The sequence below is a fragment of the Streptomyces toyocaensis genome, assembly GCF_000725125.1.
Taxonomy (GTDB): domain Bacteria; phylum Actinomycetota; class Actinomycetes; order Streptomycetales; family Streptomycetaceae; genus Streptomyces; species Streptomyces toyocaensis.
Map to the genome: position 1 here is coordinate 64,191 of NZ_JFCB01000023.1, position 22,930 is coordinate 87,120.

Genomic DNA, 22,930 nt, shown 5'->3' on the forward strand with positions numbered 1-22,930 from the left:
AGGGGGACCAGCATCATGGGCGTCACGCTTGCCAAAGGGGGGAACGTCTCCCTGTCCAAGGCCGCACCCAACCTCACGCAGGTCATGATCGGGCTCGGCTGGGACGCGCGCTCCACCACCGGAGCCGACTTCGACCTCGACGCCAGCGCGCTGATGTGCGACGGCGGCCGGGTCATGGGCGACGAGTGGTTCATCTTCTACAACCAGCTCACGAGCCCCGACGGCTCGGTGGAGCACACCGGTGACAACCTCACCGGCGAGGGTGACGGCGACGACGAGTCCCTGCTGGTCGACCTCTCCAAGGTGCCGGACCGGTGCGACAAGATCGTGTTTCCGGTCTCCATCCACATGGCCGACGAGCGCGGCCAAACCTTCGGCCAGGTCAGCAATGCCTTCATCCGCGTGGTGAACCAGGCGGACGGCCAGGAGCTCGCCCGCTACGACCTGAGCGAGGACGCGTCCACCGAGACCGCGATGATCTTCGGCGAGCTCTACCGCTACCAGGGCGAGTGGAAGTTCCGTGCAGTGGGACAGGGGTACGCGTCGGGGCTGCGCGGCATCGCTCTAGACTTCGGAGTCAACGTTTCGTAAAGCCGATCACGGCAGCGGGGGAGACCCGTACACAACACCTGGGGTAGCCAGTGGTTCTGAAAACCTTCGGCTGGTCGTTCGCGGTCACCGCGCTCGGCCTGGTCGCAGCGATCCTCTTCGGGGGGTGGACCGCCTTCGGAATCGTGGCGATCCTCTCGATCCTCGAGATCTCGCTGTCCTTCGACAACGCGGTGGTCAACGCCGGGATCCTGAAGAAGATGAATGCCTTCTGGCAGAAGATCTTCCTCACCATCGGCATCCTGATCGCCGTCTTCGGCATGCGGCTGGTCTTCCCCGTCGTCATCGTCGCGGTCAGTGCCCAGCTCGGGCCGATCGAGGCGGTCGACCTCGCGCTCAGCGACAAGGACCGTTACCAGGAGCTCGTCACCGACGCCCACCCGGCGATCGCCGCGTTCGGTGGCATGTTCCTGCTCATGATCTTCCTGGACTTCATCTTCGAGGACCGGGAGATCAAGTGGCTGGCCTGGCTGGAGCGCCCGCTGGCCAAGCTCGGCAAGATCGACATGCTGTCGGTCTGCATCGCGCTGATCATCCTGCTGATCTCCGCGGTCACCTTCGCCACCAACGCCCACCAGCACGGCGGCGCGCACGTCGACAAGTCGTCCACCGTCCTGCTCGCCGGTATCGCGGGCCTGATCACCTACATGATCGTGGGCGGTCTCTCCGGCTACTTCGAGGACAAGCTCGAAGAGGAGGAGGAGCGCGAGCACGAGGAGGAGGAGAAGGCCGCACAGGAGGGCAAACCCCGCACGGGGGTCGCCCTGGCCGGCAAGGCCGCGTTCTTCATGTTCCTCTACCTGGAGGTCCTGGACGCGTCCTTCTCCTTCGACGGCGTGATCGGCGCCTTCGCCATCACCAACGACATCGTCCTGATGGCGCTCGGCCTCGGCATCGGCGCCATGTACGTCCGGTCCCTCACGGTCTACCTGGTCCGCCAGGGCACGCTCGACGAGTACGTCTACCTGGAGCACGGCGCCCACTACGCGATCGGCGCCCTGGCGCTGATCCTGCTCGTCACCATCCAGTACGAGATCCACGAGCTCATCACCGGCTCCCTCGGCGTCATCCTGATCGGCGCCTCCTTCTGGTCGTCCGTCCGCCGTAACAAGCGGATCGCGGAGACCGAGGGAAAGGACGCCGTGAAGACTGAGGTCTCCTCCGGGGTGTGACAGCCTCCCGGGTGAGGAACGCTCTCGACGGGGCGGCCACCGAGGACCACTCCTCGGTGGCCGCCCCGTCGGCCGCCCGGCACACAGGGGTGCCCGGCGGACACGGGCGGGGGTTCGACGAGCGGACGTGGGGCGGGAATGGGTTTCCTGGACGGACTGTGGCGCGGACGTGAGAGCGCCTTCGACTCGGGCAGCGCGGCCAGCAACGCGATCGAACTGACCAAACGGTACGGTCAGGTGTCCCTGACCAAGCAGGACGCGGCCACCGGCCATCTGCGGATCAATCTGAGCTGGCGGATGCGCACCTCAGACTTCGGCGGCCCCCAGCGGGAGAGCCTGCTGCGCCACCCCTTCAAGGCGCTCAAGCCGCCGGAGGTCGTCGGCCACAGCCAGTCCATGGTCAACGTCGACCTCGACCTCGGCTGTCTCTACGAACTCCAGGACGGCACCAAGGGCGTGGTCCAGCCGCTCGGCGGCTTCCTCGGCGACGTCAACGCGCCGCCGTACGTCAAGCTCAGCGGCGACGACCGGTTCGGCTCGGGCTCGGGCGAGACGATGTACGTCAACCTCGACCAGCGGGAGAACCTCAAGCGCCTGCTGGTCTTCGTCTACATCTACGACCAGACGCCCGCGTTCGACCGGACGCACGCGATGGTCACCCTCTACCCCAGCAACGGCCCGCGGATCGAGATCGGCCTCGACGAGCGTCATCCACAGGCCCGGTCCTGCGCGGTGGTGATGATCGAGAACGTCAGGGACGAGATCGTCGTCCGCCGCGAGGTGAAGTTCGTGTACGGCTTCCAGGCCGAGCTGGACCGCCTCTACGGGTGGGGACTGCAGTGGGGCAGGGGCTTCAAGACGAAGGCCGAGCGGTGAGAGGGGCCACGGCTCCCCGCCCGTGCGACGGGCGGGGCCGGTGCGCTAGCGCCCGATGAACTGGGGGCCCTGCGGCGGCAGCCGGAAGTCCGGGTCGGGGGACGCGGGCGCCGGCGGCGGGAAGCCGTACGCCGACGGTGCGGCCGTGGCGGGCGCGGGCGGGTAGCCGTAGGCGGGGCGGCTCGCCGGATGCGGATAGCCGTAGGCGGGCTGGGCGGCCGGGGGCTGCTGCGGCGGATAGCCGTACGCGGGCTGCGCGGGCACCCCCGCCGGCTGCTCGGGCGGCAGGGGCCGCGACACCTCGGGGGCCGGCGGCACGAGCGGGGCCTGCGGCTGGGTCAGGGCGTCGGGCGAGGTCGCGTCGGCCTGGGCCTGGGTCTGTGTCGTGGCGGGCGCGGCCTGCGTGGCGTCGGCCCCGTCGGGCTCCTGCGCGGCCTCCGACTCGTCCACCGAGATGCCGAAGTCGGTCGCCAGGCCCTTCAGCCCGTTCGAGTAGCCCTCGCCGAGCGCCCGGAACTTCCAGCCGTCCCCGCGCCGGTACAGCTCACCGCAGATCAGCGCCGTCTCCTGGCCGGTCTCCGGCTTGATGTCGAAGTACGCCAGTGCCTCCCCTTCGGCGGCCTGTGCGTCGTACAGCAGAATGCGCAGCGCGCGTACGCGGTCGAAGGTGACGCCGTCCGCCGACGCGACGAGCAGAATCCGGCCGACGCCGGACTCGACACCGGCGAGGTCTGTCTGGATCGTGTCGGTGAGGCCCTCGGCGACGCGCTTCTTGCCGAGCCGCCACACCTTCCCGGACGGGTGCCGGGGCTGGTTGTAGAAGACGAAGTCCTCGTCGGAGCGCACACGGCCGTCGAGACCGAGGAGCAGCGCGGAGGCGTCGACGTCCGGTACCCCCTGCCCGGGCGACCAGCGCAGTACGGCGCGTACGGTGGTGGCCTCGAGAGGGACGTTCGACCCCTTCAGCATCGCGTGCGTCATGTGGTCATCCTGCCTTCTCCGTCCTGGTCACGACAATGCGGGGGGTTCGGGTCGACACAGGCGGGTTACCTGATGTTCATGCCTGGCGGGAACCGCCGACATGCATCTCTACGTACTATTACCGGCCACCTTCCGACATTCCACTGATTCCACTGAGGCACGGGGGAGTTCCATGCGTCATTTCGGGCACATCGCCCCTGCTGTGCGGAAACGTCTCTTCTACCGGGAACCCGGCGAGTTCACGCCCGACTCCCCGGCCCGGCTGCTTTCCGCCGCCCTCGGTGCCACGCTCTACAGCCCCGCGACCAGGCCCCGGCTCGCCGACGACGTCGTGAAGCAGGGCGGACGCGGTGTGGTCTCGATGGTGCTGTGCCTGGAGGACTCCATCAACGACGCCGACGTCACCGCCGGCGAGGAGAACCTCGTACGCCAGTTCGCCGACCTGGCCGGGAGGCCCGGGGCCGACCTGCCGCTGCTGTTCATCCGTGTCCGGGTCCCCGAGCAGATCCCCGACCTCGCCCGCCGGCTCGGTCCCGCCGTCCGCCTGCTGTCCGGATTCGTCCTGCCCAAGTTCACCGCCGAACGCGGCCTGCCGTTCCTCGAGGCCCTCACCACCGCCGAGGCCGAAACCGGCCACCGGCTGTTCGCCATGCCCGTGCTGGAGTCGCCCGAGCTGCTCTACCGCGAGTCCCGCGTGGAGACCCTCGAGGGCATCTTCCGCGCGGTCGACAAGTACCGCGACCGCGTGCTGGCCCTGCGTCTCGGCGTCACCGACTTCTGCTCCTCCTACGGCCTGCGCCGGGGGCCCGACATGACGGCGTACGACATCCAGGTGGTCGCCTCGGTCATCTCCGACGTCGTCAACATGCTGGGCCGGGCCGACGGCACCGGGTTCACCGTGACCGGACCGGTCTGGGAGTACTTCCGGGTCCAGGAGCGCATGTTCAAGCCGCTGCTGCGGCAGAGCCCCTTCCATGAGGTCCAGGCGGTCGCGCTGCGCGAGAAACTGATCGAGCACGCCATGGACGGCCTCCTGCGGGAGATCTCCCTCGACCGTGCCAACGGCCTGCTGGGCAAGACCTGCATCCACCCCTCCCACGTGCTGCCCGTGCACGCGCTGTCCGTCGTCAGTCACGAGGAGTTCAGCGACGCCCGGGACATCGTCCGTCCGGAACGCGACGGCGGGGGTGTACTCAGGTCGTCGTACACGAACAAGATGAACGAGGTGAAGCCGCACCGCGCCTGGGCCGAACGGACCCTGCTGCGCGCGGAGGTCTTTGGCGTGGCGAACGAGGACGTCGGCTTCGTGGAACTGCTCGCGGCGGGGCTGGTGGACTGACCGGGATGGAGAAGGCTGTGAACACATGGTCCGGCAGCTGGGTCACGCGCCGGCTCGGGGTCGAGCTGGCCGGCGACGAGAGCCTGCCCGACCTGCTGGGACTGGCACTGCGCCGCAACCCCAAGCGGGCCCACCTGCTCGTGTCCAACGTCCTCGGCAAGCACGTGCCGCAGTCCCCGTCCGTCGTGCACGGCCACGGCGTCGCACTCGGGCGCCGGGTGCGCGAGCTGCTGGGCGACGAGGCGGAGGCGGCGGTCGTCCTCGGGTATGCCGAGACCGCCACCGGGCTGGGGCATTCCGTCGCCGACGGTCTGGGTGCGGCGCCGTACCTGCACTCCACGCGCCGCCCGGTCGCGGGGACGGCCACGGCCGGGGGCTTCGAGGAGTCCCACTCGCACGCGACGTCCCACCTGCTTCTTCCGGAGAACCCCCTGCTGCTCGCGGGCGAGGGCCCGCTGGTCCTGGTGGACGACGAGTTCTCCACGGGGAACACGGTGCTGAACACCGTTCGGGATCTGCACGCGCGGTATCCGCGGACGCGGTACGTCGTGGTGGCCCTCGTCGACATGCGCTCGCCCGCCGACGCCGGGCGCCTGGACGGGTTCGCCCGCGAGATCGGGGCGCGCATCGACCTGGTGACGACCGCGTCGGGCACGGTGCGGTTGCCTGACGGTGTCCTGGAGAAGGGCCAGTCCTTGGTGGCGCAGTACGAGGGTGCCACGCCGGGTGGTCGGGCGACCGCGGCCGCGTCGGGGCCGGTCGCGCAGTTCCCCGCGCCCCTGAAGGGTGCTGACGCCTCCGCGAGTTCCGTGGCCGACGGTCGGACGACCCACCCGGGGGCGCGGGACGCAGCCGGATCTGCGGCTACCGCCGCGCGGGCGCGACCGGCCCCCGACGGCCCGCACTCGCACGACACGCTCACGCGCGTGGACCTGCGCTGGCCCCCCGGCCTCCCCGACGGCGGACGCCACGGATTCACCCCCGCCCACCGGGCCCGCCTCGAACACGCACTCCCCGGCATGGCGGCCCGCCTCGCCGAGGCACTCCCGGACGACGCGCGCCGCGTCCTCGTCCTCGGCTTCGAGGAGCTGATGTACGCCCCGCTGCGCCTCGCGGGCGAGCTGGAGCGGACCACCGGCGCCGACGTGCGCTTCTCCACCACCACCCGCTCACCCGTCCTCGCCGTCGACGACCCCGGCTACGCGATACGCACCCGCCTGGTCTTCCCCGCCCACGACGACCCCGCCGACGGTCCCGGTGAGCGCTACGCCTACAACGTCGCGGGCGGAGGCTTCGACGCCGTGGTCGCCGTCGTCGACTCGGCCGCCGACACCCCCGCGCTGCACGCCCCCGACGGCCTGCTCGCCCGGCTCGCCGCCCACACCCCGCAGGTCCTCCTCGCGGTCGTACCGTCGTACGTACCCGCATCCCAGGACGCCCGACAGGACGCCCCCGAAAGGCCCGCCACCATGCTGCCCGAGCCCCTCAGAGGCCCCGCCTTCTCGTCGTACGCGCCCGAGGAGGTCGGCTGGCTGCTCCAGGACCTCTCGGACGTGACCCTGGAGGCGCCGACCGAGGAGCGCGAGGAGGCCATCCAGAGCGGCGGCGCCCACTACGCCGAGTCGCTGCCCGTGGAGTACCAGCCGAGCGAGCGGTACCAGGAGCTGTTCCACGCGGCGCTCAAGGAGTCGGCGGCCCGGCTGGCCCACGCGGTGGGTGTGGTCACCGAGACCGTCCTCACCGAACGGTCCCCCCGGCCGGTGCTCGTCTCCCTGGCCCGCGCGGGCACCCCGGTCGGCATCCTGATGCGCCGCTGGGCACAGCACCGCCACCAGCTCGACCTGCCCCACTACGCCGTCTCCATCGTCCGCGGCAGGGGCATCGACGCCAACGCCCTGCGCTGGCTGGCCGCCCACCACGACCCGCGTGACGTCGTCTTCGTCGACGGCTGGACGGGCAAGGGCGCCATCACCCGCGAACTCGCCCAGGCCATCAGGGAGTTCGAGAGGGCGGAGGGGGTCAGCGGCTTCGACCCGGAGATCGCGGTCCTCGCCGACCCCGGCTCCTGTGTCCGTACCTACGGCACTCGCGAGGACTACCTGATCCCCTCCGCCTGCCTCAACTCGACCGTCTCCGGCCTGATCTCCCGCACCGTGCTCCGCGCCGACCTGGTCGGCCCGGACGACTTCCACGGAGCCAAGTTCTACCGCGAACTCGCCGGGGCGGACCTGTCGGTGGCGTTCCTGGACGCCGTCTCCGCCCGTTTCCCGGACGTCATGGACGCGGCGTGCGCCCAGGCCAAGGAACTCCTCTCCGCCGACCGCACCCCCACCTGGGAGGGCTGGGCCGCGGTCGAGCGCATCAGCGAGGAGTACGGCATCCACGACGTGAACCTCGTCAAGCCCGGCGTCGGCGAGACCACCCGGGTGCTGCTGCGCCGGGTGCCCTGGAAGGTGCTGGCCCGTGCGGGAGCCGGCGGCGACCTCGACCACGTCCGCCTGCTCGCGGGACAGCGCGGCGTGCCCGTCGAGGAGGTCGACGGACTGCCCTACACCTGCGTGGGGCTGATCCACCCCCGGTTCACCCGGGGCGCGACCGGCGCCGACGGCAGGGCGGTGACCCGCTGATGTCCGTCGTCGTCGCCAGCGATCTGGACCGAACCCTCATCTACTCCGCCGCCGCCCTCGCGCTGACCATGCCGGACGCGCGCGCACCCCGGCTGCTGTGCGTGGAGGTCCACGAGAGCAAGCCCCTGTCGTACATGACGGAGACCGCGGCCCAGCTCCTCACCGACCTCGGTGACGAGGCCCTGTTCGTCCCCACGACGACCCGCACCCGCAAGCAGTACCAGCGCATCAGCCTGCCCGGCCCGCAGCCCGCCTACGCGATCTGCGCCAACGGCGGCCACCTGCTCGTCGACGGCGAGACGGACCGGGACTGGCACGCGCGGGTGCTCGCGCGGCTGGCCGACGAGTGCGCCCCGCTGGCCGAGGTGCAGGAGCACCTGCTGCGGACCGCCGACCCGGTGTGGGTGCGCAAGCACCGCGTCGCCGAGGACCTGTTCGCCTACCTCGTCGTCGAGCGTGAGCTGCTCAGCGAGGAGTGGGTGAAGGAGCTCGCGGTGTGGGCGGAGAACCGCGGCTGGACGGTGTCCCTCCAGGGCCGGAAGATCTACGCCGTGCCCAAGCCGCTCACCAAGAGCGCGGCCGTGCGCGAGGTCGCCCGGCGCACCGGCGCCGACCTCACCCTCGCCGCCGGCGACTCCCTGCTCGACGCCGACCTGCTGCTCGCCGCCGACCGGGGCTGGCGCCCCGGCCACGGCGAACTCGCCGACGCCGCCTGGACGGCGCCCGCGATCAGGGCCCTGCCCGAGCGGGGCGTGCTGGCCGGCGAGCGCATCCTGCGCGAACTGCTGCGGACGGTGCGCTCACCTCGGTGAGGGGCCGTAGGGCCACGCGGCCGGCGCGTCAGCGCCGGCGTCGCAGGGCCATCGTGTCGGCGGGGTCGCACCCCTCGGCGGAGCCGCTCCCGTCGCCGTGACCGGCGGCGGGGTGCGGCGTGCGCGGGCCGTCCGTGCCCCCTCGCCGGTCCCGCCTGCGGCGGCCGGCGCCCGAGCGCGTCAGCCGCAGCACCACGAACGCCACCAGGGCCAGCGCGGCCCCGGCCAGGACCACCTTCGAGTACGCCGAGACGACGGCCGTCACCTGCTGCCAGTTGTCGCCCAGCGCGTAGCCCGCGAGCACGAACGCGGTGTTCCAGATCGCGCTGCCCAGCGTGGTCAGGCCGAGGAACACCGGCAGCCGCATGCGTTCCACACCGGCCGGCACGGAGATGAGACTGCGGAAGATCGGGATCATCCGGCCGAAGAACACCGCCTTGGTCCCGTGCCGCAGGAACCACGCCTCCGTCTTCTCGATGTCCGCGACCTTCACCAGCGGCAGCCGGCCCGCGATCGCCACGGTCCGGTCACGGCCCAGCAGGGCGCCCACCCCGTACAGCGCGAGCGCGCCGATCACCGAGCCGATCGTGGTCCACAGCAGGACCTCGACCAGACCCATCCGCCCGCTGCTCGCGGCGAACCCCGCCAGGGGCAGGATCACCTCGCTGGGCAGGGGCGGAAAGAGGTTCTCCAGCGCGATCGCGAGGCCGGCCCCGGGGGCGCCCATGGCGTCCATGAGGTCGTTGACCCATCGTGGCCCGGCACTCCCGTCCGCGGCCGCCGTGATCGTGAGCGCTGCGCCGGATGTCATGCCCTCACGCTAGGAACGCGAAGCTGAAGGGACCCTGAAGGCGGCCCGTCAGCCGCAGCAGCCACCGCCGCAGCAGCCGCCACCGCCACCGCCCGCGGGCGGAGCGGGCGCGGCGGCGGAGGCGGTACCGCCCACCGCGACCGTGGAGAGGAGCTTCACCGTGTCGTCGTGGCCCGCCGGGCAGGCCGCGGGCGCGGAGGACTCCGCCATGGGGCGGCTCAGTTCGAAGGTGTCGCCGCAGGTCCGGCAGCGGTACTCGTAGCGAGGCATGGGCACAGGTTAACCGGACCGCCCGGCGCCGTGCCGGTCAGTGCGCGCCGCCGCCCCGCTCGTCGCGGATCCGGGCCACCACCCGGCCGACCGTCGCCCGTACCGCCTCCGTCTCCGTCAGGAAGTGCCAGTAATCGGGGTGACGCCCCTCCAGACCGGCGACGGCCCGCTCCAGCCGGGCCACGGCGTCGTCCAGCGGACGGGCGTGGTGCGGGTCGGGGGTGTTGCGGCCGGCCATGGCGAGGCGCTGCGCGTCCCGGATGGCGAAACGGGTGCGCTCGATCTCCCGCTCCGGGTCCTTCTGCACCGCGTTCAGCCGCCGCAGCCGGTCACCGGCGGCCGACACGGCCTCGTCGGTGGTGTTCAGCAGCGCCCGCGCGGTCGACAGCAGCGCGGTCGCGTCCGCCCAGCGCTGCTCCTCGCGGGCGGCCCGGGCCTCGGCGAGCCGGGCCTCGGCCAGGCCCACGTTCTCCGACGCCACGTCGGGGACCTGCTGCAGGTCCTGCCAGCAGGCCGCGGTGAAGCGGCGCCGCAGCTCGCTCAGCACCGGTTCGACCTGCTCGGAGCGGGTGGTGAGGGCTTGGGCGCGGGTGCGCAGGGAGACCAGCCGGTGGTCGATCTCGGCGGCCCGCTCGGGCAGGCGCTCGGCCTCCACGCGTACGGCCTCGGCCTCGCGCGTGACACGCTCGGCCCGCTCCAGGGTCTGCGGCACGCCGTGCTGCCCGGCGCCCTGGTTCAGCTTGGTGAGTTCCGGGGAGAGCGCGGCGAGCCGGGCGGCGAGGTCGTCGGCCTTCAGCCCCGAGCCCCGCGCGGTGTCGAGGGCGTTCGAGGCGGCGAGCAGCGACTGCCGGGCGCGTTCGACGGACGGGGCGAGCCGGGCCAGCTGGGTCTCGGCCTTGCCGAGGAGGGGACCGAGCCCGTCGGCGAACCGGTCCAGCTCCTGCCGGACCCGCCCGAGCTCCTCCTTGGCGGCGGTCAGTTCGGCGCGGGCCCGCACGGCCGCCGAGGCCTCCAGGTCGTCCCGGTCGAGGTCATGGGCGTCGACGGCGTCGATGTACCGGTGGCTGGCCTCGTCGATGCGCCGGCCGAGCGCCTCGAAGTCGGACACGACGCGGCGGGCGGCGGGGGAGGCGTCGACGGCGGTGATCGTCTCGATGGAGATCCGCAGGTCGCGCTGGGCGGTGTCGAGGTCGTAGAACGCGGCCGCCGCCGCGTCCTTGGCGGCCTGGGCCTCGGCCCGCTGGTTCTCGGCCCGTCCGCCGAACCAGCGCCGGGTGCCGCCGCCGGCGAACGCGGCCGGCAGGACGAGCGCGGCGGCCAAGGGCAGCCCGAGGAGGGCGAACGCGTCCCGCACGGGGCCGGGTGTCCGGCGGGGGCGTGGCCCCGGTGGGCGAGGGGACGCGGCACGGCGCACGCGGGGCACGCGCGGCTCCGACGGCGAGTACGGCCGCGCTGGTGTCGCCGTCACATCCCTCTCCCGTATGTCGTTCGCCCTGCCCGGTGCCATTCTCCCACCGGTGCAAGACGAACACACGGGTCCGTCAGTTCGCCGTGCGGACCGTGAGTTTCCCGTCGCCGGTGCGGGCGGTCACCTTGTGGGGGCTGGAGTCGTCGCGGGGCACGGACACGTCCTCGGCGCCGTCACCGGTCCCCGTCTCCACGCGGTAGCCGGCCCGCGGCAGCTCGATGGTCAGGGAACCGTCGCCGCTGCGGGCCTCCACCAGGTCCGGTACGACGCCGAGTGCGAGGCGGACCGAGCCGTCGCCGCTGTGGGTGCGCACCGAGCGGGAGGTGACGTCCGCGCGCACCGACCCGTCACCGGTGTGCAGTTCCAGGGGGCCGCTGGAGTCCGTGACGCGCACCGAACCGTCCGTCGTACGGATGCTCAGCGCGTCGCGGAAACCGCGCGCCCGCACGCTGCCGTCCTTCTCCTCGACCTTGACGGCCACACCGCGCGGCACCTCGATGCGGTGCTTGGTGGAGCAGTCGGCCACGACGCCCGAGCAGTTCTCGCGCAGCACCAGGCGGTCGCCGTCCATCGACCAGGTGACCTCCGGGTCCGAACCGATGGCGACGGTTCCGCGGAACCACCGGGTGACCGCGATCCTGCCCGCGGGGTGGTCGTCCGCGGCGACGATCTCGAGGGCGGAGTCGTCGGAGTCGATGGTGAGCGTGTTGCCGGACAGGCCGAAGGACCGGTGGTCGGGATCGTCGTCGTCGGCGGCCGAGGCGCCGCAGGCGCTCAGGCCGGCGACGAGCACCGCCCCGGCCCCGGCGAGGGCGAGGGCACGCGTCCACGGGGCGCGGGCGGTGCGGGCGCCGGGCGCGGAGCCGGTGGTGCGGGCGGTGGTGCGGGACGTGCGGGTCATGACGGTCTCCCCCTGGGCGGACGGTGGCGCTCGCAGCCGTGTCCGAGCGCTCTTCGACCGTACGGACGAGCGGCCCTGCGGGGGATCCGGGCCACTACCGGATCAGGGGTGGGGATATCCCCCGGGGGACCTCGGGAGGCCGTCGCGCGGACCCCGGCGGGAGCGGGCGACAGGTGTTTTACGGCCCGTGCCCCGGGCCATGTAGGCTGTCGACTCGACCTGGGCACGCGGCCCGGGCCCCGGGTGCGTAGCTCAGGGGTAGAGCGCCTGCCTTACAAGCAGGATGTCGGCGGTTCGAAACCGTCCGCGCCCACCGCGCAGAAGGGCCTCCGGAGCTTCTCCGGAGGCCCTTCCGGCATCATGTGCCCGTCGCGAGGCGGCCTTACGGGGAATCCGCCGTGCCCCGCGCACCGTCCTCGCGGGCGTGCTTCAGCCGGGAACGGGCGTGGATCCGGTCGGAGCCGGTGAGTTCGGCCCAGTAGCGGTGGGTGCTGACGAACACGGCGAGTTCGTGCTCGCGCCGTCTGAGCTTCTCGACCTCGGCCTGCTCGTCCTCGGTCCAGCCGGGTGACGCGGGGCGCTCGACCTTGCGCCAGCCGTTGTCCTCGCTGAAGCCGTCGAGGGGTTCGACCGACCAGGGGAGCCGCTTCAGCAGGGCCGACAACTCGGCCCGGACCTGATGCAGTTCCTCCTGACCGGCGAGGAGGTCACTCGGAAAGTCATAGGTCGCAGCCACCCTCCAATGATACGCCTGTTCGATTTTGGGTGGCGAGTTGCTCCAGGGTCTCGGGTCGGCATTCATCCGTTCGTGGTCGTGGGCGGGCCTCGCGCGTCAGACTGGAGGCATGTGCCGGAGTATCAAGACGCTGCGTCCGCCCGTCCTGCCCGAGGAGGCCACGGAGGAGGAGATCCGGGCCGCTGCCCTGCAGTACGTGAGGAAGGTGTCCGGGTTCCGCGCGCCGGCCGCCCACAACCGGGAGGTGTTCGACCGGGCGGTGGAGGCGATCGCCGAGGCGACGTCCGAGTTGCTGGACGGGCTGGAGGTCCGCGGGGTCGCTGCGCGGGCGGCGGGTTAGGGGCGCGGGGCCGTTGGCCGTTGGGTGAGCCTTGTGGGGCTGGGCCGGGGGCGGTTTCGCAGCCCGGCGACGGCGGGGTGCCGCTGCGCCCACCCGTGCCGCCCTGGGGGCACCTCCCAGGCCGTTCGGGCACTGGGGGAGGCACGACTGCCCGCAGCTGCGGCGGCACGACTGGCCGCGGCTGTGGCGGGACGACTGGCCGCGGCTGCGGCGGGGTGGCGGTTCGTGGGTGTGGCGGGGCGGCGGTTCGTGGGTGTGGCGGGGTGGCGGTTCGTGGGGGTGGTTACGAAGCCTCCGAAGGCTGCCCCTGGGGCGTCCGGCGCATCAGGAAACCGGCGCCCGCGCCCGCCGCGAACAGGGCGCCGACCGACACCGCCGTCGCCAGCCACGTCGCGCCCAGCCAGTGGGCGCCGAAGTAGCCGAGGGCCACGCTGTACCCGGCCCAGGACAGGCCCGCCAGGGCGGACCAGGGCAGGAAGTCGCGGGCGCGGTGGCGCGCGGCGCCCGCGCCCAGGGAGACCACCGAGCGGCCGGCCGGGGCGAAACGGGCGAGGACGACCAGCGCGCCGCCGCCGCGCGCCAGCGTCGCACCGAGACGTTCGTGCGCGGTGCTCAGCCGCCGGGAGCGGGCGATGGCCCGGTCCAGGCGGGCGCCGCCGCGCCAGGCGAGCCGGTAGGCCACCAGGTCGCCGAGGACGGACGCGGTGGCGGCGCAGAGGGTCAGCACCAGGAGGTCGGGCACGTCGGTCGCGGTGCTCGCGGCCGCGGCGGTGGCCGCGGTGATCACCAGCACCCCGCTGGGCAGCACCGGGAGGAACACGTCGAGCAGGACCGACAGGGCCACCGCCGCATAGATCCACGGGCTGCCGACCAGCGACCCCAGACTGTCCACCCGAACTCCCCGTCGTGCCCCCGTGGGCCAACCGTGCCGCGCTGTCGCGGAGGGGGCGGCAGGGGGTGGCAGGAGTGGCCGATGACAGCCATACAGCGTACGCCCGGTAAGTGACGGAAGTGTCACGGGGGGTTCGCGCGTGTGGCGCCCGGGGTTCTCCCTCCCGTCGCGACGACGGGTGTCCTCCCCGGTGTGGACAGGGGAGGACACCCGCGTGGGCCCGTGCACGAGGGGCCGGGGACCGCCGGGGACGGTCAGGCCGTCACCGGGGTCTGCTCGGCCGTCCGCTGTCCGTTCGCCGTCGACCGCCTCGCGAACAGGCGGTCCAGGCCGAGGGCTCCGGAGCCGGTGAACACCAGCAGGAGCATGGCCCAGCAGTACAGGGCGGCGGCCTCGCCGCCGTTCTCGATCGGCCACAGGGCCTCGGGCTGGTGAGTCTTGAAGTACGCGTACGCCATCGCGCCGGACGAGAGGAACGCCGCCGCTCGGGTGCCGAGGCCGAGCAGGACGAGACTGCCGCCGACGAGCTCTATCAGGCCCGCGTACCAGTAGGGCCAGGCGCCGGTGTCGACGGTGCCGCCTTCGCCGTCCGCGCCGCCGAGCACGCCGAGCAGCTTCGCCGCGCCGTGGCAGGCGAAGAGCAGGCCGACGACCATGCGGAACAGGGCCAGGACGTAGGGCTGGGCGCTGTTGAGGCGTTCGGTCATGTGGGGGGTCTCCTTCGGGCAGGCCGGCCCGGGGTGGGGCCGGTCCGGGGGACGGAACCGAGTCGGAGGCCCACGTTAGGAGCGCCTCTCACTTACTTGCAAGTTCAACATTTGGCCAGCGAAATCCTGCTCGGCCCGGGCGCCCACGGGCTCGCCGCCGCAGGTCAGCGAGGGTTTCGTCCCGTCTCTGCGCCCTCCACGGTGACCGGATCCGCACCCCCGTGCACAGGCGGCTCACAGGTTCCTGCAGCCTCAGTGGCTCAGCCGGGTCTCCGCCACCGTCCTGAGCCGTGTCCCGGCCTCCTCCCGCTGCGCGTGCTCCAGCCTCAGCACCGCCGAACGCCCCTGTGCCGTCAGTGTCATGAGCTGGTTGCCGAACCAGGGCCCGCCCGTCTTGCGCCAGCCGACCGCCGGCCGGCCCAGACCGCCGTGCCGCGCGAACAGGCGCCCGAGCCCCCGGGCGGCGGCGCTCCAGCCGAAGCGGAAGCCGAGCCGCATCGACTGGGGGATGGAGTTGTGGACCGGGGAGCAGGTGAGCTGCACCACCCGGGCGTCCGGCGCCGCGCGCCCCGGCCAGCTCGGCTCGGCGACATAGGCGTGGTGGACGTCCCCGGAGAGCACGCACACCGTCGCCGGCGCGTCCGGACCGGTGCCGGTCTCGGCGATCAGCTCCGCCAGCTCGTCGAACGACTCCGGGAAGGCCGACCAGTGCTCCAGGTCCGCCGCACGCCGCAGCTTCTCCCCGAGCCGTGCCCAGCGCGGCCCCTTGTCGCCCCGGCACAGCGCGGAGCTCCACGCCTCGACGTCGTGCACGAGATGGGGGAGCAGCCAGGGCAGGGACGTGCCGATGAGCAGGTGGTCATAGGTGTCGCGGGCGTCGAGGGCCTGGTCGCGCAGCCAGCCGGCCTCGGTCCGGTCCAGCATCGAGCGCCGGCCCTCCTCCAGGACGCGGGCCGCGCGGCTGTCCACCATCAGCAGCCGGACCCGGCCGAAGTCACGCCGGTAGCTCCAGCGCACGGCGGTCGCGTCCGCCTCCGCGTCGGAGGCGAAGGCGCGCAGCGCGTCGGTGCCGTCGGGGCTCTCCCGGACGGCCGCGTACAGCGGATCGGCCTCCACGTCGGCGGGGGAGAGGTTGCCCAGGTGCTGGTACACCCAGTACGACATCAGGCCGCTGAGCACCCGCTCCCGCCACCACGACGTCGCGCGCATGTCCTCGACCCAGGAGGCGGAGGTGTTCCAGTCGTCGATGACGTCGTGGTCGTCGAAGATCATGCAGCTGGGCACGGTCGACAGCAGCCAGCGCACCTGGGGGTCGAGCCAGGACTCGTAGTAGAGATGGGTGTACTCCTCGTAGTCCGCCACCTGACTGCCCGGAGGGTCCTTCAGGTCGCGGCGGGCGGCGAGCCACTCCTTCGTCGCGTCGGAGGTCTCGTCGGCGTACACCTGGTCGCCGAGGAGCAGCAGGACGTCGGGCCGCTCACCGGCCGGGTCGGCGGCCACGCGCCCGGCCAGGGCGTCGAGGGCGTCGGCGCCGACGGGGTCGGGCTCCCCGGTGGGCGGGGAGGCCCAGCGGCAGGAGCCGAAGGCGATGCTCACCCGGTCGCCGGGGCCCGGGGTGGCGATCACGGAGGGCGGGAGCGACGGGAACGGGTCCTCGGCCAGCGGCCACACCCGTGTCTCGTCGAGGAAGACCTCGTACGGGGTGGCCGTGCCCGGGGTGAGGCCGGTGACCCGGACGAGCGCGTAGTGGTGACCCGCGATCCGGAAGGTGCCGGCCTTCCCCCCGGTGCCGTCCGGACAGCGCACCTCCACGGTGCCCGGCCGGGCGGTCTCGACCCAGACGGTCGCGGACGAGCCGTCGACGTACCTCAGCAGCGGTCCGAGCCGCAGTCCGGCCATGGTCACCCCTTTCTCCGTCGCCCCGTACGGTACGCAGCGACGGAGGTCCCCGGGGAGATTTGCGCACCCCGCAGTTTCGCGGGCGCGTCAGCAGGCGGCGAGGTACCCCTGCAGGGCGGTCTTCTCGGCCGAGTCGACCGACAGGCCGTAGTAGTACTTCACCTGCACCCAGGCGCGGACGTACGTGCAGTGGTAGGCCGTGCGCGACGGCATCCAGGTGGCCGGGTCCTGGTCGCCCTTGGACTGGTTGACGTTGTCCGTGACGGCGAGGAGCTGCGGGCGCGTCAGGTCGTTGGCGAAGGCCTGGCGCCGCGAGGTGGTCCAGGAGCCCGCGCCGGAGTCCCAGGCCTCGGCGAGCGGCACGAGGTGGTCGATGTCGACGTCGGAGGCGGCGGACCAGGTGGCGCCGTCGTACGGGGAGTACCAGCTGCCGCTGGTGGCGGCGCAGGAGGAGTCGGTCCGCACGTTGGAGCCGTCGCGCTTGAGGACGGTCTCGCGGGTGTTGCAGGTGCCGCTGACGGTGATCCAGTGCGGGAACAGGTCCCGGCTGTAGCCGGTGCGGTTCTCGGTGCGCACGGGCAGCGTGGCGAGGTAGCTGCGGGCGGTGTCGGCGCTGACCGGCGTGGGGAGGGCGGCGGAGGCGGTCGGGCTGTTGAACAGGCCGACGGAGGCTATGAGGCCGGTGAGTGCCGCGGCTATGCTGAGGCGTCGACGCGCGTAGAACTTCGACATGCGAACTCCCTTGTGGGGTGGGGCCGTTGGCGTGCGGGCAGGCACATGCTCGCCACGCCGCGTTGCCGGGAGGGGTGCTTCCGGTAAGAAGTTAATGACGCGTCCATGACACGTCTATGGTCCGGGTGTGAAGTTTCCGCGCACGAGGCCCCGCCGGGGCCTCGCGTACCATGGGCGGTGCAGAAGGGGAGTAGCCCTGTGCCGGACCGTCGACATACTGCTCAGCGAGCCTGAGCCGGCGCCCGGAGGCGGGCCTCACGACGTGGGGCCGGCCGGCGAGACCTTCGGCAAGCAGTGCACGTCCGTGCCGTACGGCACGGACGCCGTGTGTGCTGCCGTGCCGAGGTGTCCCGTGGAAACGCACAGCACTCTCGGCGGGGCAGTCCCGACCGATTGAGGAACCGTTGATCAGCCTGACCGTGACGGCCGTCGTCTTCGGCGTCGTCTTCCTCGCCGAACTGCCCGACAAGACCGCGCTCGCCGGCCTCGTCCTCGGCACCCGCTACCGCGCCTCCTACGTCTTCGCCGGAGTCGCCGCCGCCTTCGCGCTGCACGTGGCGCTCGCCGTGGCGGCGGGAAGCGTCCTCACGCTGCTGCCGCAGCAGATCGTGCACGCGCTCACGGGTGTGCTCTTCCTGGGCGGTGCGGCGATGCTGCTGTTCAAGAAGGACGAGGACGAGGAGGAGGTCCGCAAGCCGGAGAACCAGTCCTTCTGGAAGGTCTCCGGGGCGGGTTTCATGCTGATCCTGGTCGCCGAGTTCGGTGATCTGACGCAGATCATGACGGCCAACCTCGCCGCCCGCTACGACGACCCGCTCTCCGTCGGCCTGGGCGCGGTGCTCGCGCTGTGGTCGGTCGCCGCCCTCGGCATCGTCGGCGGAAAGGCGCTGATGAAGCGGGTGCCGCTGAAGCTGATCACGCAGATCGCGGCGCTGCTGATGCTGGGCCTCGGCGTGTGGAGCCTGTGGGAGGCGGTCACCGCCTGACGCCCGCCGCGGGCCCTCCGGGAGCGACGGCGGGCCATGTCGGGGAGAACGGCCGGCGAAGTCGGTGGCGCGATGCCGGGTTTGTTTTGTACCGTGGAGAAACAAAGTGGCTCCCGCCCGTTTTCCCTGACCGGCGGGCGGGGCCGCCTTGTTCCCCCAGTGTCAGCCCCCGCGCCCCGGAGTTGCCGATGACGGCCACCGCCGTACTCACCGCCCGCGCCCTCCTGCTGGACATGGACGGCACCCTCGTCAACTCCGACGCCTCCGTCGAACGCGTCTGGCGGCGCTGGGCCGACCGCAACGGCCTCGACGGGGACGAGGTCATGAAGGTGGTGCACGGGCGTCAGGGGTACGCGTCGATGGCCCTGCTGCTGCCCGACCGGCCCATGGAGCAGAATCACGCCGACAACGCCCGCATGCTCGCCGAGGAGACCGCCGACACCGAGGGTGTCGTCGAGGTGCCGGGCGCGAGCGGCTTCCTCGCCTCGCTCAAGGGCCTGCCGCACGCCCTCGTCACCTCCGCCGACGTCGCCCTGTCGACGGCGAGGATGGCCGCCGCCGGGCTGCGGCAGCCCGACGTGCGGGTGACGGCGGAGTCCGTGGGCGCGAGCAAGCCCGACCCCGAGGGCTTCCTGAAGGGCGCGGCGGAACTGGGTGTCGAACCGGCCGACTGCGTGGTCTTCGAGGACTCCGGCGCGGGCATCGCGGCGGGCCGCGCGGCCGGCATGCGCGTCGTGGGCATCGGCCCCCGGGCCGGCTTCCACGCGCCGGACGTGGTCGTACGCGACCTGACCCAGGTTCGCGTGGAGCCCGCCGCCGACGGCACGATCCGCCTGCACGTCACGCGGTAGCCGCCCCCAGGAGCTCCCCGGCCGCGGCGCCGCGCGGGCCGGCCGCCCGGCCCCGGGGCGTCACGGCTCCCGGGTCTCCGACTCCAGTTGGGCCCGGGTCTGCGGGCCGTACACGCCCAGTTCCTCGCGGACTCCGCGGGACCACTGGTAAGTGCGCAGGGCGTCCTCCACCCGGTGGTTGAACTGGCCGTTGATGTCGTCGTCGTACAGGTACAACTGGCTCAGGCGCTGCTGGAGTTCGACGACCTCCTGACCCCGGTCGCCGCGGCTCAGCACCGGGGCGGTGCCGTCGCCCTCGCCCGTCTCCGCCGGGGCGTCCGAGGGGGCGGAGGCCGACGGGGCCGTGGACGGCTCGGCCGGTTCCGGCGCGGACGGCGAGGCGCTGGACGCCGACGGCGACGGCGACGGCGAGGGAGGAGCCGAGGCGCTCGCGGACGGGGAGTCCGAGGGGGAGGCGGACGCCGTCGCAGAGGCGGGGGAGGGGGCGGCCGTCGGCTCCGCGGACGGCGCGTCGGACGACGGGTCCGGGACGCTCGCCCTGACCTCCTCCGGCGCGGCGCTGTTCCGGGAGGGCGTCTCGTAGGAGAACATCCCGCTCGCCCACCCCGCCGCCGCCACCACGATGACGACGGCCCCGGCGGCCGCGAACAGGATCCCGCGGCGGCGCCGGCCCGCCGGTGCCCCGTCGACGGCCTGCGGACCGGGTGTCTTCGGGACGGCCCCGAGCGGCTGCGTCGTGTCGAACAGGTTCAGGTCCGTGGCGTTCGGCCGCGTCGTCGCCGGCCCCAGGGGCGTGGGCAGCACGGACGTCGAGTCCGCCGCGCCGGGCGCCGCCTCCGGCGGGACGGCGCGCAGGGGCATCGTCCGGTCGGGCACCCCCGAGTCGTCCGGCGGCGGCCCGGACGCGTCCGTGGCCTGCCCCGGCCCGTCCGGCGTACTCCGCGCGGTCCCACCGTCCAGTTCGACGTACGGCCGGATGCGCAGCGGGTCGAAATCCTCCGCGGCGGCGGCCTCCGCCGTACGCGCGTCGCGGAGGGCGTCGGACGCACGCAGCGTGCAGACGCAGGAGGGCGTGCTGTCGCTGTTCCTGGGCGCACCGCACTCCGGGCACGGGTGTCCGTTCGGTTCTTCCACGTGTCGTCCCTCCCCTCGCGAACTCCAGAGATTATGCAGATCTTCTTCACAGCTCGGGCCGCGTGCCCCCGGAATGCGAACTTCCGGCAGGACTCGACAGGCCATAACAGGCCACACCGATCACGATGGACGGGGAAACGAGAACTGTGGAGGTGTCCATGGCCGACGACGCGCACGGTACGGCGCCGAAGGGCGACACGCGGCCCGCGCCCCCCGCCGGACCGCCGGCCCCCGGCGGCGGCCGGGAGCACGTCTCCGGCGACGTCCTGTTCTCGATCGGCGCCCTGCTGCTGGGCCTGTTGCTCGCCGCGCTCGACCAGACCATCGTGTCCACCGCCCTGCCCACCATCGTCAGCGACCTGGGCGGCCTGGAGCACCTGTCCTGGGTGGTCACCGCCTATCTGCTGGCCTCCACCGCCGCGACCCCGCTCTGGGGCAAACTCGGCGACCAGTACGGCCGCAAGAGGCTCTTCCAGGCCGCGATCGTGATCTTCCTGGTGGGCTCGGCGCTGTGCGGCACCGCGCAGGACATGGCCCAGCTCATCGGGTTCCGCGCACTCCAGGGCCTGGGCGGCGGCGGCCTCATCGTGCTGTCGATGGCGATCGTCGGCGACCTCGTCCCGCCCCGTGAACGCGGCCGCTACCAGGGCCTGTTCGGGGCGGTGTTCGGCGCGACGAGCGTGCTCGGCCCCCTGCTCGGCGGACTCTTCACCCAGCACCTGAGCTGGCGCTGGGTGTTCTACGTCAACCTGCCCGTCGGCATCCTCGCCCTCGCCGTCATCGCGGCGGCCCTGCACATCCCGCGCACGCCGGCCAGGCACGTCATCGACTACCTCGGCACCCTCCTCATCGCCTCCGTCGCCACCTGCCTGGTCCTGGTCGCCTCCCTCGGCGGCACCACCTGGGGCTGGGGCTCGCCGCAGATCGTCGGGCTCGCGGTGCTCGGCGCCGTGCTCGTCGTCGCGTTCGTGGCCGTGGAGCGCCGGGCCGCCGAGCCCGTACTGCCGCTGAAGCTGTTCCGGGTGCGCACCTTCACGCTCTCCGCCGTGATCAGCTTCGTCATCGGCTTCGCCATGTTCGGCGCGATGACCTACCTGCCGACCTTCCTGCAGGTGGTCCACGGCATCTCACCCACCATGTCCGGCGTGCACATGCTGCCGATGGTGGCCGGCATGCTGCTGTCCTCCACCGGCTCCGGACAGATCGTCAGCCGCACCGGACGCTGGAAGGTGTTCCCGATCGCGGGCACCGCCGTCACCACCCTCGGACTGCTGCTGCTCCACCAGCTCGACGCGGCCAGCTCCACCGCCGTGATGAGCACCTTCTTCTTCGTCTTCGGCCTCGGACTCGGCCTGGTGATGCAGGTCCTCGTGCTGATCGTGCAGAACGCCGTGCCCTACGAGGATCTCGGCGTCGCCACCTCGGGCGCGACGTTCTTCCGCTCCATCGGCGCCTCGTTCGGCGTCGCCGTCTTCGGCACGATCTTCGCGAGCCGCCTCGGCGACGAACTCACCGACGCCTTCCGGGGCCCGCCCCTGCCGCCCGGTGTCACCCCCGGCGCCCTGGAGGACGATCCGCGCGGCATCGCCGCCCTGCCGCCCGCGCTGCGCCCCCCGGCGCTCGACGCCTACGCGAACGCCATCACCGACGTCTTCCTGTACGCCGCGCCCGTCGCCCTCATCGGCTTCGCGCTCGCCTGGTTCCTCAAGGAGGACCGGCTGCGCGCCTCGGTCACCGCGCCCGACGTGACCGAGACGCTCGCCAGCAACCCCGTGGAGCGGTCCTCCTACGACGAGGTGTGCCGCGCGCTGTCGGTGCTCGGCACCCGCGAGGGACGGCGCGAGATCTACCGGAAGATCACTGACCGCGCGGGCTACGACCTGCTGCCCGCGGCGAGCTGGCTGCTGCTGCGGATCAGGAGGAACGGCTCGGTGGAACCGGCCCGGCTCGCCGAGCACAACCCGGTGCCGCTCGGCGTCGTCCTCGAGGCCACCCGCCAGGTCGAGACCCGGCACCTCGCCGTGCGCCGGGGCGTCGACCTGGTGCTCACCGACGAGGGCCGCGAGACGGCCGAGCGGCTGGCACGGGCAAGGGAGGAGTCCCTGGCGGAGCTGCTCGGCGACTGGTGGGGACCGGACCGCCCGACCGACCTGGTGCGGCTGGTGCACGAGCTGAATGACGAGCTGTGCGGCTCCAGCGGGGAACGCCCCCACGACACCGGTGCGGTGTCCCCGACGTCGTGAACCTTCAGCCGAGCCGCCTGGCGAACCAGTGCTCGGCGTACGGGTCGTTGTTGTGGGGCTCGGTCTCCGCGTAGCCGAGGCGGGCGTACAGGGCCCGTGCCTCCACGAGGTCACCACGCGTGTCGAGGATCATCCGGGTCGCACCCGCCGCCCGGGCCGCGTCCTCGGCGGCCCGCACCAGCAGTCCCGCACCGCCCCTGCCCCGCATCCCCTCGTACAGGAACACCCGGGTCAGCTCGGCGGTCCCGCCGTCCAGCAGCCGGAAGCCCGCACTCCCGGCCGGCTCGCCCCCGTACCGGGCGACCAGCAGCAGCCCCCGCGGCGGCGCGAGGTCGGCCCCCGACTCGGCGGCGATCCCTTGCTCCAGCTCCCGCGGGTCGGTCCGCCGTCCCTCGTGCAGCAGGTACCAGCGGTCGCTGACCTCGGTGTAGTACGCCCGCCAGAGCGCACCCGCGACGGGCGAGTCGTACGGCTCCGGGGCCACGGTCCACGTCATGGGCGCATTCTCGGCGCCCCGTCCGGCGGACGCGCAAGCGAATAAGCC

22 protein-coding genes and 1 tRNA gene are annotated in these 22,930 nt (G+C 72.7%); 11 read left to right on the plus strand and 12 right to left on the minus strand.

Annotated elements, in window-relative coordinates:
* Nucleotides 1-15 precede the first annotated feature (15 nt).
* From BU52_RS22770 to BU52_RS22780, 3 genes are all read left to right on the plus strand, one after another.
* Nucleotides 16-591, plus strand: coding sequence for a TerD family protein (locus BU52_RS22770; RefSeq protein ID WP_037937388.1), 576 nt, complete (start codon nt 16-18; stop codon nt 589-591).
* A 50-nt stretch (nt 592-641) separates the two neighbouring features.
* Nucleotides 642-1,781 carry a DUF475 domain-containing protein gene (locus tag BU52_RS22775; RefSeq protein WP_037937390.1) on the plus strand — a complete coding sequence of 380 codons (1,140 nt, stop codon included), beginning with the start codon at nt 642-644 and terminating at the stop codon, nt 1,779-1,781.
* A gap of 138 nt (nt 1,782-1,919) precedes the next feature.
* Nucleotides 1,920-2,657 carry a TerD family protein gene (locus tag BU52_RS22780; RefSeq protein ID WP_037937392.1) on the plus strand — a complete coding sequence of 246 codons (738 nt, stop codon included), beginning with the start codon at nt 1,920-1,922 and terminating at the stop codon, nt 2,655-2,657.
* Nucleotides 2,658-2,702: 45 nt separating this feature from the next.
* Here BU52_RS22780 and BU52_RS22785 read toward each other — a convergent pair whose 3' ends face one another.
* A complete protein-coding gene (locus tag BU52_RS22785; protein WP_037937394.1) occupies nt 2,703-3,638 on the minus strand; it encodes a TerD family protein in 936 nt (311 codons plus the stop codon).
* 172 nt (nt 3,639-3,810) lie between these two features.
* Here BU52_RS22785 and BU52_RS22790 point away from each other — a divergent pair, with 172 nt between their 5' ends.
* Genes BU52_RS22790 through BU52_RS22800 form a run of 3 tightly spaced genes read left to right on the plus strand, consistent with a single transcriptional unit; the run spans nt 3,811 to nt 8,416 of the window.
* Nucleotides 3,811-4,977 (plus strand): HpcH/HpaI aldolase/citrate lyase family protein, encoded by a 1,167-nt coding sequence (locus BU52_RS22790; protein ID WP_037937396.1) that lies wholly within the window; start codon nt 3,811-3,813, stop codon nt 4,975-4,977.
* Nucleotides 4,978-4,982: 5 nt separating this feature from the next.
* The gene (locus BU52_RS22795; RefSeq protein WP_037937397.1) at nt 4,983-7,604 is read left to right on the plus strand and encodes a phosphoribosyltransferase; all 2,622 of its coding nucleotides are present in this window, start codon (nt 4,983-4,985) and stop codon (nt 7,602-7,604) included.
* A complete protein-coding gene (locus tag BU52_RS22800) occupies nt 7,604-8,416 on the plus strand; it encodes an HAD family hydrolase (protein ID WP_037937399.1) in 813 nt (270 codons plus the stop codon). The genes BU52_RS22795 and BU52_RS22800 overlap by 1 nt, the downstream gene beginning before the upstream one ends.
* A 28-nt stretch (nt 8,417-8,444) precedes the next feature.
* Here BU52_RS22800 and BU52_RS22805 read toward each other — a convergent pair whose 3' ends face one another.
* The 4 genes from BU52_RS22805 to BU52_RS22820 all read right to left on the minus strand — a co-directional run bounded on the left by BU52_RS22805 (nt 8,445) and on the right by BU52_RS22820 (nt 11,866).
* The gene (locus BU52_RS22805) at nt 8,445-9,227 is read right to left on the minus strand and encodes a DedA family protein (protein ID WP_107061242.1); all 783 of its coding nucleotides are present in this window, start codon (nt 9,225-9,227) and stop codon (nt 8,445-8,447) included.
* 48 nt (nt 9,228-9,275) lie between these two features.
* Nucleotides 9,276-9,497 carry an FmdB family zinc ribbon protein gene (locus BU52_RS22810; RefSeq protein WP_037937401.1) on the minus strand — a complete coding sequence of 74 codons (222 nt, stop codon included), beginning with the start codon at nt 9,495-9,497 and terminating at the stop codon, nt 9,276-9,278.
* Nucleotides 9,498-9,534: 37 nt separating this feature from the next.
* Entirely contained in the window at nt 9,535-10,965 is a 1,431-nt protein-coding gene (locus BU52_RS22815; protein ID WP_078903402.1) for a hypothetical protein, read from the minus strand.
* A gap of 73 nt (nt 10,966-11,038) precedes the next feature.
* Entirely contained in the window at nt 11,039-11,866 is an 828-nt protein-coding gene (locus BU52_RS22820; protein WP_037937405.1) for a DUF4097 family beta strand repeat-containing protein, read from the minus strand.
* Between the two features lie 241 nt (nt 11,867-12,107).
* Between BU52_RS22820 and BU52_RS22825 the strand changes: the two genes are divergently transcribed.
* Nucleotides 12,108-12,179: transfer RNA gene (locus BU52_RS22825), tRNA-Val, on the plus strand.
* A 69-nt stretch (nt 12,180-12,248) separates the two neighbouring features.
* Here the strand turns inward: BU52_RS22825 and BU52_RS22830 are convergent.
* Nucleotides 12,249-12,602, minus strand: a complete 354-nt coding sequence (locus BU52_RS22830) for a hypothetical protein (protein ID WP_037937408.1) — start codon at nt 12,600-12,602, stop codon at nt 12,249-12,251.
* A 109-nt stretch (nt 12,603-12,711) separates the two neighbouring features.
* Between BU52_RS22830 and BU52_RS22835 the strand changes: the two genes are divergently transcribed.
* Nucleotides 12,712-12,942 (plus strand): DUF2277 domain-containing protein, encoded by a 231-nt coding sequence (locus BU52_RS22835; RefSeq protein ID WP_037937410.1) that lies wholly within the window; start codon nt 12,712-12,714, stop codon nt 12,940-12,942.
* A gap of 283 nt (nt 12,943-13,225) precedes the next feature.
* Here the strand turns inward: BU52_RS22835 and BU52_RS22840 are convergent, their stop codons facing one another.
* The 4 genes from BU52_RS22840 to BU52_RS22855 all read right to left on the minus strand — a co-directional run bounded on the left by BU52_RS22840 (nt 13,226) and on the right by BU52_RS22855 (nt 17,172).
* Nucleotides 13,226-13,834 (minus strand): DedA family protein, encoded by a 609-nt coding sequence (locus BU52_RS22840; protein ID WP_037937412.1) that lies wholly within the window; start codon nt 13,832-13,834, stop codon nt 13,226-13,228.
* Nucleotides 13,835-14,088: 254 nt separating this feature from the next.
* Entirely contained in the window at nt 14,089-14,541 is a 453-nt protein-coding gene (locus tag BU52_RS22845) for a DoxX family protein (RefSeq protein WP_037937414.1), read from the minus strand.
* A gap of 252 nt (nt 14,542-14,793) precedes the next feature.
* Nucleotides 14,794-16,440: an alkaline phosphatase D family protein gene (locus tag BU52_RS22850; protein WP_037937495.1), complete on the minus strand. Its 1,647-nt coding sequence runs from the start codon at nt 16,438-16,440 to the stop codon at nt 14,794-14,796.
* A gap of 87 nt (nt 16,441-16,527) precedes the next feature.
* The gene (locus BU52_RS22855; protein WP_037937420.1) at nt 16,528-17,172 is read right to left on the minus strand and encodes an HNH endonuclease family protein; all 645 of its coding nucleotides are present in this window, start codon (nt 17,170-17,172) and stop codon (nt 16,528-16,530) included.
* A 404-nt stretch (nt 17,173-17,576) separates the two neighbouring features.
* Here BU52_RS22855 and BU52_RS22860 point away from each other — a divergent pair, with 404 nt between their 5' ends.
* Both BU52_RS22860 and BU52_RS22865 read left to right on the plus strand, forming a co-directional pair.
* Nucleotides 17,577-18,158, plus strand: coding sequence for a TMEM165/GDT1 family protein (locus BU52_RS22860; protein ID WP_037937422.1), 582 nt, complete (start codon nt 17,577-17,579; stop codon nt 18,156-18,158).
* A gap of 188 nt (nt 18,159-18,346) precedes the next feature.
* Nucleotides 18,347-19,009 (plus strand): HAD-IA family hydrolase, encoded by a 663-nt coding sequence (locus BU52_RS22865; protein WP_037937423.1) that lies wholly within the window; start codon nt 18,347-18,349, stop codon nt 19,007-19,009.
* A 60-nt stretch (nt 19,010-19,069) separates the two neighbouring features.
* Here the strand turns inward: BU52_RS22865 and BU52_RS22870 are convergent, their stop codons facing one another.
* Complete coding sequence (locus BU52_RS22870; protein WP_037937425.1) at nt 19,070-20,143, minus strand: peptidoglycan-binding domain-containing protein; 1,074 nt, start codon at nt 20,141-20,143, stop codon at nt 19,070-19,072.
* Nucleotides 20,144-20,301: 158 nt separating this feature from the next.
* On the opposite strand from BU52_RS22870, the gene BU52_RS22875 reads away from it, so the two are divergent.
* Nucleotides 20,302-22,386, plus strand: coding sequence for an MDR family MFS transporter (locus BU52_RS22875; RefSeq protein WP_037937496.1), 2,085 nt, complete (start codon nt 20,302-20,304; stop codon nt 22,384-22,386).
* A 4-nt stretch (nt 22,387-22,390) separates the two neighbouring features.
* Here the strand turns inward: BU52_RS22875 and BU52_RS22880 are convergent, their stop codons facing one another.
* On the minus strand, nt 22,391-22,882 hold the full coding sequence (locus tag BU52_RS22880; protein ID WP_037937426.1) for a GNAT family N-acetyltransferase: 492 nt from the start codon (nt 22,880-22,882) through the stop codon (nt 22,391-22,393).
* Nucleotides 22,883-22,930 lie beyond the last annotated feature (48 nt).

What these genes read in the sequence shown, in the direction of transcription:
- BU52_RS22865 (WP_037937423.1), top strand. Translation starts at nt 18,347, where the DNA reads ATGACGGCCACCGCCGTACTCACCGCCCGCGCCCTCCTGCTGGACATG.
- BU52_RS22850 (WP_037937495.1), bottom strand. Translation starts at nt 16,440, where the DNA reads ATGGCCGGACTGCGGCTCGGACCGCTGCTGAGGTACGTCGACGGCTCG.
- BU52_RS22800 (WP_037937399.1), top strand. Translation starts at nt 7,604, where the DNA reads ATGTCCGTCGTCGTCGCCAGCGATCTGGACCGAACCCTCATCTACTCC.
- BU52_RS22805 (WP_107061242.1), bottom strand. Translation starts at nt 9,227, where the DNA reads ATGACATCCGGCGCAGCGCTCACGATCACGGCGGCCGCGGACGGGAGT.
- BU52_RS22820 (WP_037937405.1), bottom strand. Translation starts at nt 11,866, where the DNA reads ATGACCCGCACGTCCCGCACCACCGCCCGCACCACCGGCTCCGCGCCC.
- BU52_RS22880 (WP_037937426.1), bottom strand. Translation starts at nt 22,882, where the DNA reads ATGACGTGGACCGTGGCCCCGGAGCCGTACGACTCGCCCGTCGCGGGT.
- BU52_RS22795 (WP_037937397.1), top strand. Translation starts at nt 4,983, where the DNA reads ATGGAGAAGGCTGTGAACACATGGTCCGGCAGCTGGGTCACGCGCCGG.
- BU52_RS22835 (WP_037937410.1), top strand. Translation starts at nt 12,712, where the DNA reads ATGTGCCGGAGTATCAAGACGCTGCGTCCGCCCGTCCTGCCCGAGGAG.
- BU52_RS22790 (WP_037937396.1), top strand. Translation starts at nt 3,811, where the DNA reads ATGCGTCATTTCGGGCACATCGCCCCTGCTGTGCGGAAACGTCTCTTC.
- BU52_RS22855 (WP_037937420.1), bottom strand. Translation starts at nt 17,172, where the DNA reads ATGTCGAAGTTCTACGCGCGTCGACGCCTCAGCATAGCCGCGGCACTC.
- BU52_RS22875 (WP_037937496.1), top strand. Translation starts at nt 20,302, where the DNA reads ATGGCCGACGACGCGCACGGTACGGCGCCGAAGGGCGACACGCGGCCC.
- BU52_RS22770 (WP_037937388.1), top strand. Translation starts at nt 16, where the DNA reads ATGGGCGTCACGCTTGCCAAAGGGGGGAACGTCTCCCTGTCCAAGGCC.
- BU52_RS22780 (WP_037937392.1), top strand. Translation starts at nt 1,920, where the DNA reads ATGGGTTTCCTGGACGGACTGTGGCGCGGACGTGAGAGCGCCTTCGAC.
- BU52_RS22785 (WP_037937394.1), bottom strand. Translation starts at nt 3,638, where the DNA reads ATGACGCACGCGATGCTGAAGGGGTCGAACGTCCCTCTCGAGGCCACC.
- BU52_RS22845 (WP_037937414.1), bottom strand. Translation starts at nt 14,541, where the DNA reads ATGACCGAACGCCTCAACAGCGCCCAGCCCTACGTCCTGGCCCTGTTC.
- BU52_RS22810 (WP_037937401.1), bottom strand. Translation starts at nt 9,497, where the DNA reads ATGCCTCGCTACGAGTACCGCTGCCGGACCTGCGGCGACACCTTCGAA.